Origin of the sequence: Nostoc sp. 2RC (assembly GCF_014222165.1) — a bacterium.
Classification (GTDB): Bacteria; Cyanobacteriota; Cyanobacteriia; order Cyanobacteriales; family Nostocaceae; genus Nostoc; species Nostoc linckia.
In genome coordinates, this window is record NZ_JACKZU010000812.1 from 1 (window position 1) to 374 (window position 374).

Annotated in this window: 1 protein-coding gene; it reads right to left on the minus strand. The window is 44.9% G+C overall.

The window, feature by feature from the left end:
* The coding region (locus GNE10_RS35095) for a cadherin repeat domain-containing protein (protein ID WP_185570579.1) at positions 1 to 374 on the minus strand (374 nt) is incomplete at both ends.

Below are 374 nucleotides of genomic sequence, written 5' to 3' on the forward strand. Positions count from 1 at the left end.
GCACTCAACGCTAAGGCTGTTGGTGCTGTGTTTTCAGCAAGATCGTTGACAGTTATGGTGAAGGGACTTTCAAAACTAAGTCCTCCTTGGTCAGTGGTGCGTAGTCGAATACTGTAAGAATTCTTGGTTTCAAAATCAGGTGAATTATTAATTCGCAATTGATTGCCAACAATGCTAAAAGCTGCGTTATCGGTAGAACCAGTTCCAGCAACTAGGCTGTAGGTGAAGGTGTCGCCAATGTCAGGGTCTATGGAACTCAAGTTAGCCACTACAGAGTTAGCAGCCACATTTTCATCGATGCTGGTAGCACTCAACGCTAAGGCTGTTGGTGCTGTGTTTTCAGCAAGATCGTTGACAGTTATGGTGAAGGGACT